This window comes from Alteriqipengyuania sp., from assembly GCF_964222115.1.
Lineage (GTDB): Bacteria > Pseudomonadota > Alphaproteobacteria > Sphingomonadales > Sphingomonadaceae > Alteriqipengyuania.
The window spans coordinates 47631-55500 of record NZ_CAXQBM010000052.1; the positions used below are offsets into that span (position 1 = coordinate 47631).

The window sequence follows — 7870 nt, forward strand, 5'->3', positions numbered from 1 at the left end:
GGATCGATGAAGCGCGAGGGATCGGAACAGCGGAGCAGGACGCTCCGCCGCCGACAGAGGACGGACACTTTGCTGACCACTGATCGACTTTTCAGCCGTGCAGCCATCCTTGTGGGTGCGGCCATTTCTATCGCCGCAGTACCCGCACATGCCAATACGACCGCCGCCGCAGCTGTCGACGTGTCGGACGCTGTCGAAGAGGTCCAGAGCCCGCTTGGCAATGGCGATGCGCAATTCCGGCAGCTTTTCGCCAGCTGGCAAACCATCGAGATCGAGCGTGAACCCGCGGTGGCACTGCCGACCGTTGCAGTTCCTTCGCGCATGCCGGTGGACAATGCCACGTTGACCAGCGGCTACGGCATGCGCAGGCACCCGGTTCTCCGCAAGCGCGCGAACCATAATGGTGTAGACCTTGCTGCGCCGACCGGTACGCCGGTCTATGCCACTGCCGACGGCATCGTCGAACGTGCCAACTGGTTCGGCAGCTATGGCAACTACATCCAGATCGGGCATGGCAACGCGATCGAAACGCGTTACGCGCACCTTTCGCGGATCATCGTCAGCGATGGCCAGGAAATCCGCAAGGGCGACCTGATCGGTTTTGTCGGCTCCACCGGCCGCTCCACCGGCCCGCACCTGCATTACGAAGTCCGCATCGCGAACAAGCCGGTCGATCCGCGACCCTTCATGGTCGAGACCGAGGCGCAGGAAGCCTTCCGTCTGGCGATGGGCCCCGGCGGCATGGGTGGCGGCGACGAAGAGACGGACGCAGCCGAATAGGCCCAGCGACCTCACCAGATCGAATCCAGAAAGGCGGTGCTGCGGCGCCGCCTTTTTTGTTGCGTGATGCCAGCACTTTCCCGACACTGGTTGCCGGGAGAGACAGATGCATCCGATTACACACGCGGCCTCGCGGCCAGACCACGCGGCTATCATCGACGCGGCGAGCGGGAAGACGGTTACCTATGGCGAGATGGACGCCTTTGCCAACCGCATGGCCCGCTGGTTGCGCGCGCGAGGGGTAACGAAGGGCACACGGGTCGCCCTGCTGCTGGAAAATCGCCCGCTTTACCTCCAGCTGTTGTGGTCGACGCAAAGGATCGGGGCGATGCTGGTGCCGATCTCGACCCGGCTCACCGCGCCGGAGATTGGCTATATCCTCGAAGATGCCGAATGCGCCCTGCTGCTGACGTCTGCCGCCTTTGCCGATACCGCTAAGGTGTTGGCAGACATCGCGCCTGCGCTCGAGATGGTCGATGTCGACGATGCCGCGTTCCAGGGCGAGATCGCGTCACAATCGGCGGAGACGATCGAAGACCCCTCTCCGGGGCAGTACATGCTCTATTCCTCGGGCACGACGGGCCAGCCCAAGGGGATCGTGCCGCCACCACCGCCTAGCGAGGATATTACTGCGCCCAACCCGCTGGTCGGGCTGGCGACGATGGGGGTGGGCATGCCTGCCGATGGCAGCATGGTCTATCTCTCTCCCGCGCCGCTCTACCACGCTGCCCCGCTCGGTTGGTGCAGCACCGCGCACCGCCTTGGCGGAACGGTGGTGATCATGGACAAGTTCACTCCCGAAGGCGCGCTCGCCGCAATCGAGCAATATGGCGTAACCGATAGCCAGTGGGTGCCGACGCATTTCGTGCGGATGCTCAAACTGCCCGTCGAAGAACGCACGCGTTACGACCTCTCCAGCCACCAGCGCGCAATCCACGCCGCCGCGCCGTGCCCGGTCCCGATCAAGCAGGCGATGATCGAATGGTGGGGGCCGATCATCCAGGAATACTACGCGGGCTCCGAAGGCATCGGCATGTCGCTGGTCAAGAGCGAGGACTGGCTAGCGAAACCGGGCACCGTGGGGCGGATGCTTTATGGCAAGGCGCATGTCTGCGGCCCCGATGGTAGCGAACTACCGCCGGGCGAGACCGGGCTGCTGTTCTTCGAGAACGACAAGCTGCCGACCTATCACAACGACCCGGGCAAAACCGCCGAGGCGATGAACGAGTGCGGCTGGATGACGCTGGGCGATATCGGCCATATCGACGAGGACGGGTTCCTCTTCCTGACCGACCGCAAAAGCCACATGATCATATCGGGCGGGGTGAATATCTATCCGCAGGAGATCGAAAACCTGCTGGTCGCGCATCCGCAAGTGCTCGATGCGGCGGTGATCGGCGCACCCGATCCCGATCTGGGCGAGCGGGTGGTTGCGGTGGTCCAGCCAATGGAGATGGAACAGGCGGGCGAAGCGCTGGAGCAGGTGCTCCGCGAATACCTCGAACCCCAGCTCAGCCGGGTGAAAATGCCCAAAGCGTTCGATTTCCGGCCCGAACTGCCTCGCGAAGCCAATGGCAAGCTCTACAAGCGCGAACTGCGCGACGAATATGCAAAGCTAGCCGAAACCGAACGCGCGTAACGCGCCTATTGCGTGAGCAGCCGCTGTGCCATGGCGCGCACTTCTGCGCCCATGTCCTCGCGCTGCAGGGCCAGAGCCAGCGTGGCCTCCACGAAGCCGACCTTGCTGCCGCAATCGTAGCGCGCACCGTCGAAGGTCACCGCGTGGAACGGCTGCTGGCCGATCATCTTGGCCATAGCATCGGTCAGCTGGATCTCTCCGCCCGCGCCCTTGCCCTGATTCTCCAGGACCCGCATCACCTCAGGCTGCAGGATATAACGACCAGAGATGATCTTGTTCGACGGGGCCTCTGCCACGGGGGGCTTTTCGACCAGCCCCTTCACTTCGGTCAGAGCGCCATCTTCCTTGCCCGGATCGATAACGCCGTAACTCGAAACGGTCTCCTGCGGGACTTCGAGCACGCTGATAAGATTGCCGCCGACCTTTTCGTAGGCGTCGACCATCTGTTTCATGCAGCCTGTCTTGCCTTGGCCGGAAATCATCAGCTCATCCGGCAGGAAGATCGCAAAGGGATCGTCGCCCACGATGGCCCGTGCGCACCAGATCGCATGGCCGAGGCCCAGCGGGACCTGCTGCCTGACGGTGATGATATCGCCGGGTGTCGCGCGCGTGGGATCGAGGATGGCGAGGTCTTTCCCGCGCTCTTCCATCGTTTGTTCCAGCTCGTAGGCGATGTCGAAATGCTCGACGATGGCCGTTTTCCCGCGTCCGGTGACGAAGATCATCTGCTCGATCCCTGCCTCGCGCGCTTCGTCCACCGCGTACTGGATCAGCGGACGATCCACGATCGCGAGCATCTCTTTCGGGATTGCCTTGGTCGCGGGGAGGAAACGGGTGCCGAGCCCGGCGACCGGGAAAACGGCTTTTCTGATCTTCTTGGGGGAGGTCGGTGTGTCAGACATGCGCCAAGGCTATGAGCGTGGCACCCGTGTGCGTCAACGGCAGCCCGGTCGCGGGGCGAACCGCGCAGCGCGGCTTGTTTTGCCGCGCATGCCCGCTAAACGCCGCAGGATGGATAAATTACGCATTGTTGGCGGCAAAAGGCTGTCCGGGACGATTCCGATCTCCGGCGCCAAGAACTCCGCACTCACCCTGATCCCTTGCGCGCTGCTGACCGACGAGCCGCTGACGTTGCGCAACCTGCCGCGGCTTGCCGATATCGACGGCTTCCAGCACCTGATGACGCAGTTCGGCGTGGCGGTGAACATTGCCGGCACGCGACCGGAGGATTTCGGCCGGGTGGTGACGTTCGAAGCGACGCGCCTCACCTCCACCACCGCTCCCTATGATCTTGTGCGCAAGATGCGGGCATCGATCCTGGTGCTGGGGCCGATGCTGGCCCGCGCGGGCGTGGCTACCGTCTCTCAGCCGGGTGGCTGTGCGATCGGCAACCGCCCGATCGACCTGCATCTTTCGGCGCTGGAAGCGCTGGGCGCGGAGATCGAGCTGGCGCAGGGCTATGTCCGTGCGCATGCGCCCGATGGCGGACTGCCGGGCGGCGAATTCGATTTTCCCGTGGTGTCCGTGGGCGCGACCGAGAATGCACTGATGGCTGCCGTGCTGGCCAACGGCACTTCCACCCTGCGCAATGCGGCTCGCGAGCCGGAAATTGTCGATCTGTGCAAGCTGCTCGTCGCGATGGGCGCCGAAATCGAGAATATCGGCCAGTCGGAGATCGTGATTCACGGGGTCAAGCGACTGAACGGTGCGACCTACAAGGTGATGGCGGACCGGATCGAGGCGGGCTCCTACGCCTGCGCTGCCGCGATCACCGGCGGCGAAGCGCGGCTTGAAGGTGCTGACGCAGAGGAAATGTCCGCCACGCTCCACGCGCTGCGCAATATCGGCGTCGAGGTAGAGAGCGATGCCAAGGGCGTCCATATCGCCGCCAACGGCAAGCTGAAGGCCGCTAACCTGTCGACCGCCCCCTACCCGGGCCTCGCAACCGATATGCAGGCGCAGCTGATGGCGCTGCTGACGGTGGCCGAAGGCGCCAGCGTGCTGACCGAGACGATCTTCGAAAACCGCTACATGCACGTGCCCGAACTGAACCGCATGGGCGCCAATATCGAGGTTTCGGGACGTACTGCCATCGTCCACGGCCAACCCGGGCTGACGGGTGCCGAGGTCATGGCAACCGACCTGCGCGCTTCGATGAGCCTCGTCATCGCTGCGCTGGCTGCCGAGGGCGAATCGCAAATCCGGCGTATCTATCACCTCGACCGCGGGTACGAGCGGCTTGAGGAAAAGCTGCAGGCCATCGGGGCCGAGATCGAGCGGGTCGGCGACGAATAATTCTCAGCGGTTTGTATCGATAAACACCGGACCCAAAACGCGTCTGCCTCGTTCGCGAGATAACGACACTTTTCTGGAGACGTGACATGGGTCTGATTCGTACCGCTATCCTCGGTGGCCTCGGTTATCTGGGCTATAAGGCTTACAAGAACCGCAAGGACGAGAACGGCGTCGCCTTTGCCGATGGCCAGCCATCCGGCGGCGTGCGCGATGCCGGCGCTGCCGCTACCGCGACCAAGGGCGACAAGATGAGCGCAACCGACGAGGCGCTCGACGAGACGTTCCCCGCAAGCGACGCAACCGCCAAATACTGAGCTTTACTGCGAAGGGGGTGGAGCGTCCGCTTTGCCCCCTTCGATCAGTTCGGCGACTAGATACTGGCGGATAGCGCTCGCCAGACCGGTGGGCGCATCCGCTTCGATCCGTGAGGCATCGATCCGCGCAACCAGCGCATTGATCGGTATGCCGAGAATGCGCGCCCGATCGCGCAACAAGTCCCAGAACACCGGCTCCAGCGTAATGCTGGTCTTGTGTCCGGCGATTTCGACTGAACGCTTGACGGGAGGATGATAGGGGCTGGTCAAGGCGAGGGCTGACTAATCCATGGTCGGCGGCAGCCATTCCTGCCTGCCACCATTGCTTGGGTTTTCCCACGCCGCCCACAGACGACCTGCGAGCAGGCGCATATCCACGGTGTGGCCTGCCCCGGGCAGGACGATAAAGGTGGCGCGCGGGTTGGCCTGCGCCAGCCGCTCGCCATTGACGAACCCGACAACTTCGTCTTCCGTACCGTGCAGCAGCAGGATCGGTTCGCTCACGCGCTTGATCGCCGCGATATTGTCGAACCGGTCGGGCAAGATGCCACGCGCATACGAAGGAGCGGCGGCGGAGAGGCGTGAAAACGTGCCCAGCGTGGTAACCCCGGCGGTGTCGTGCCGTACCGCCATTTCCAGCGCCACGGCGCCGCCAAGCGAATGGCCGAACACGAACAGTTTGCTTTCGGGCGCGAGCCGCCGTGCTTCTGCCATCCAGGCGTCTGCATCGGCGAATAGCCCTTCTTCGGTCGGCGATCCCGGGTTGTCGCCATACCCGCGATAGGAAGCGACCAGTACGCCGTGCCCGCCTTCCGTCAGCGGTTCGGCGCGCGCGGCTGCTTCTAGATGGTTGCCGCTATTGCCGTGAAAATAGACCACCAGCGTGTCGTTGCCCGCTACCGGGGCCCAGTAATAGCCATCGAGGGTCAGGCCATCGGCGGCGGTCACCTGAACGGCTGAGGGTGCGACACCGCTATAGGCTATCTCCGATTCGGCGAGCGTGCGCGGTTGGTAGATCCGGTCGCGGATAATCCCCGCACAGCCCGAAAGCCCGAGCGCGGCGGCAAGCAGCAGCGTAGGTGTCGATCGAAAGGCCCAGCCCATTAGCGGTTCCCCCTAAGCCCGAAATCTCGCCAATCCGGGACTGCCGGAGTATATCACCGGGTGTGAGCAGACCAAGCGCGAACAGGGATGCCTGAGCCGGCCCCCCGAACACGCAATCATTTCGCAGCAGGGTAATCGCAGCTAGGCCCCTCTGCCGATCAATACATGTGCTGGCCGCCGTTGATGCTCATCGTCGACCCGGTGATGAACTCGCCGTGGTCAGCGGTGAGGAAGGCCACGCCGCGCGCGATCTCGCTCGCGTGGCCAAGCCGGCCGACAGGGATCTTGGCGACGATCTTGGCCAGTACCTCGTCCGGGACGGCGGCAACCATGTCGGTGTCGATATAGCCCGGCGCGATTGCGTTTACGGTGATGCCGTAGCGCGCGCCTTCCTGCGCCAGCGCCTTGGTGAAGCCGTGGATGCCAGACTTGGCTGCGGCGTAATTGACCTGGCCATACTGGCCTGCCTGTCCGTTGATCGAGCCGATATTGACGATCCGCCCCCAATTGCCTTCGCGCATTCCGGGGAAGCAGGCCTTGGCCATGTTGAAGCAGCCGCCGAGGTTCACGCGCATCACTTCGTTCCAGTCGTCGAAGCTCATCTTGTGCAAGGTGCCATCGCGAGTGATGCCTGCATTATTGACGACGATTTCGACCCGGCCGAATTCCTTGGCAATCCGTGCGCATCCGTCGAGGCACGCCTGATGGTCGCCCACATCCCACTTCATCACGTCGATACCGGTGCGGTCGGAAAACTCGCGGGCACGATCGTCATTGCCTGCGTAATTGGCGATGACCTTGCGGCCCTGCTCCTTGAGCGCGAGACTGATCGCCTCGCCAATACCGCGTGTTCCACCCGTCACCACCGCGACACGTGCCATCATCACTCTCCCCATGAATTCATTCTTTTATATGCCGAAAGACGTAGCGTCGTGCGCACGCGTGGGCAAAGCAAAAGAAGCTCAGGGATACGAATGTAGCGGGATCTGGCAGGGCGCACTCGCCCAAGCGATCGGACCAGTGATTAGAAGCGCAGCTGCGTTCCGATATAGACCGACTGGCTGTCGTCCGCGCCATCGGTCAGCGGCGTCAGGCGATCCTGCTCTTCGGACAGGCGCACACCGGCGGTCACATCCAGATTGCGCGAAACGCGATAGGCACCGCCCAGATCGAGCTGACGGTCGCCACGCCCTTCGAGCGTGCGCGGAGCGCGGCCCGGCGTGCGTTCCTGGTCCACGCTGATGCGTGGCTGGAAGCGGCTTGGTTCGTCCTTCGCGCCCTGCGAGGGACGGAACTCGGATAGATCGGGCATCGCGACTCGCGACACCGACTTGGGCAGTTCGGCTGCAGGCTTGGTGAAGCTCTGGTATCCGCGCGCAACGCCAAGGTCGAAGGCCGATTGCGCAACAGCGACGTCGCGACGGCCGGATTCGGACCGGACCGAATCGATGACGGAGCGAATCGAAATCGCGCGTGCAGCCTTGTCGTCCACCCGCACCGCAACAGTCACCGTGCGGTCTGCGATGGACTTGCCGGTCGCAGGTGTGAAGGGCAGGGCTTCGCGCCGTGCGGCGTAACGTTCGAGCACGCGGCGAGCGAGCGCAGGGTCGACCGTAGCCGGTGTAAAGCGCGCACTGCTGGCGGATGCGCTGGAAATCAGCGAAGGCGTGGTTGCTTCGGCCAGCGCAACACCGGCCGCCGGAATCGCGACAAGCGCCAGAGCACCGCCCACAACGGG

The 7870-nt window shown here is 63.6% G+C and carries 9 protein-coding genes; 4 read left to right on the forward strand and 5 right to left on the reverse strand.

The features are described 5' to 3' along the window. Window positions 1–69: 69 nt before the first annotated feature. Together ACEQXE_RS08275 and ACEQXE_RS08280 are read left to right on the forward strand one after the other, a co-directional pair. Window positions 70–780, forward strand: coding sequence for a M23 family metallopeptidase (locus tag ACEQXE_RS08275; protein ID WP_370178414.1), 711 nt, complete (start codon window positions 70–72; stop codon window positions 778–780). Window positions 781–886: 106 nt separating this feature from the next. Next, complete coding sequence (locus ACEQXE_RS08280; protein WP_370178415.1) at window positions 887–2419, forward strand: acyl-CoA synthetase; 1533 nt, start codon at window positions 887–889, stop codon at window positions 2417–2419. A gap of 5 nt (window positions 2420–2424) precedes the next feature. Here ACEQXE_RS08280 and galU read toward each other — a convergent pair whose 3' ends face one another. Beyond that, window positions 2425–3321: a UTP--glucose-1-phosphate uridylyltransferase GalU gene (gene galU, locus ACEQXE_RS08285; protein WP_370178416.1), complete on the reverse strand. Its 897-nt coding sequence runs from the start codon at window positions 3319–3321 to the stop codon at window positions 2425–2427. 109 nt (window positions 3322–3430) lie between these two features. Between galU and murA the strand changes: the two genes are divergently transcribed. Together murA and ACEQXE_RS08295 are read left to right on the forward strand one after the other, a co-directional pair. Beyond that, window positions 3431–4714 (forward strand): UDP-N-acetylglucosamine 1-carboxyvinyltransferase, encoded by a 1284-nt coding sequence (gene murA, locus ACEQXE_RS08290; RefSeq protein WP_370178417.1) that lies wholly within the window; start codon window positions 3431–3433, stop codon window positions 4712–4714. An 86-nt stretch (window positions 4715–4800) separates the two neighbouring features. Further along, the gene (locus ACEQXE_RS08295) at window positions 4801–5028 is read left to right on the forward strand and encodes a hypothetical protein (protein ID WP_370178418.1); all 228 of its coding nucleotides are present in this window, start codon (window positions 4801–4803) and stop codon (window positions 5026–5028) included. Window positions 5029–5031: 3 nt separating this feature from the next. Here ACEQXE_RS08295 and ACEQXE_RS08300 read toward each other — a convergent pair whose 3' ends face one another. The 4 genes from ACEQXE_RS08300 to ACEQXE_RS08315 all read right to left on the reverse strand — a co-directional run. Further along, window positions 5032–5298 carry a ribbon-helix-helix domain-containing protein gene (locus ACEQXE_RS08300; RefSeq protein ID WP_370178419.1) on the reverse strand — a complete coding sequence of 89 codons (267 nt, stop codon included), beginning with the start codon at window positions 5296–5298 and terminating at the stop codon, window positions 5032–5034. A 12-nt stretch (window positions 5299–5310) separates the two neighbouring features. Further along, window positions 5311–6132 (reverse strand): alpha/beta hydrolase, encoded by an 822-nt coding sequence (locus ACEQXE_RS08305; RefSeq protein WP_370178420.1) that lies wholly within the window; start codon window positions 6130–6132, stop codon window positions 5311–5313. Window positions 6133–6290: 158 nt separating this feature from the next. Then, on the reverse strand, window positions 6291–7013 hold the full coding sequence (gene phbB, locus ACEQXE_RS08310) for an acetoacetyl-CoA reductase (RefSeq protein ID WP_370178423.1): 723 nt from the start codon (window positions 7011–7013) through the stop codon (window positions 6291–6293). Between the two features lie 143 nt (window positions 7014–7156). Further along, window positions 7157–7870 (reverse strand): hypothetical protein (locus ACEQXE_RS08315; RefSeq protein ID WP_370178421.1); only part of this gene is annotated, 714 nt, incomplete at its 5' end.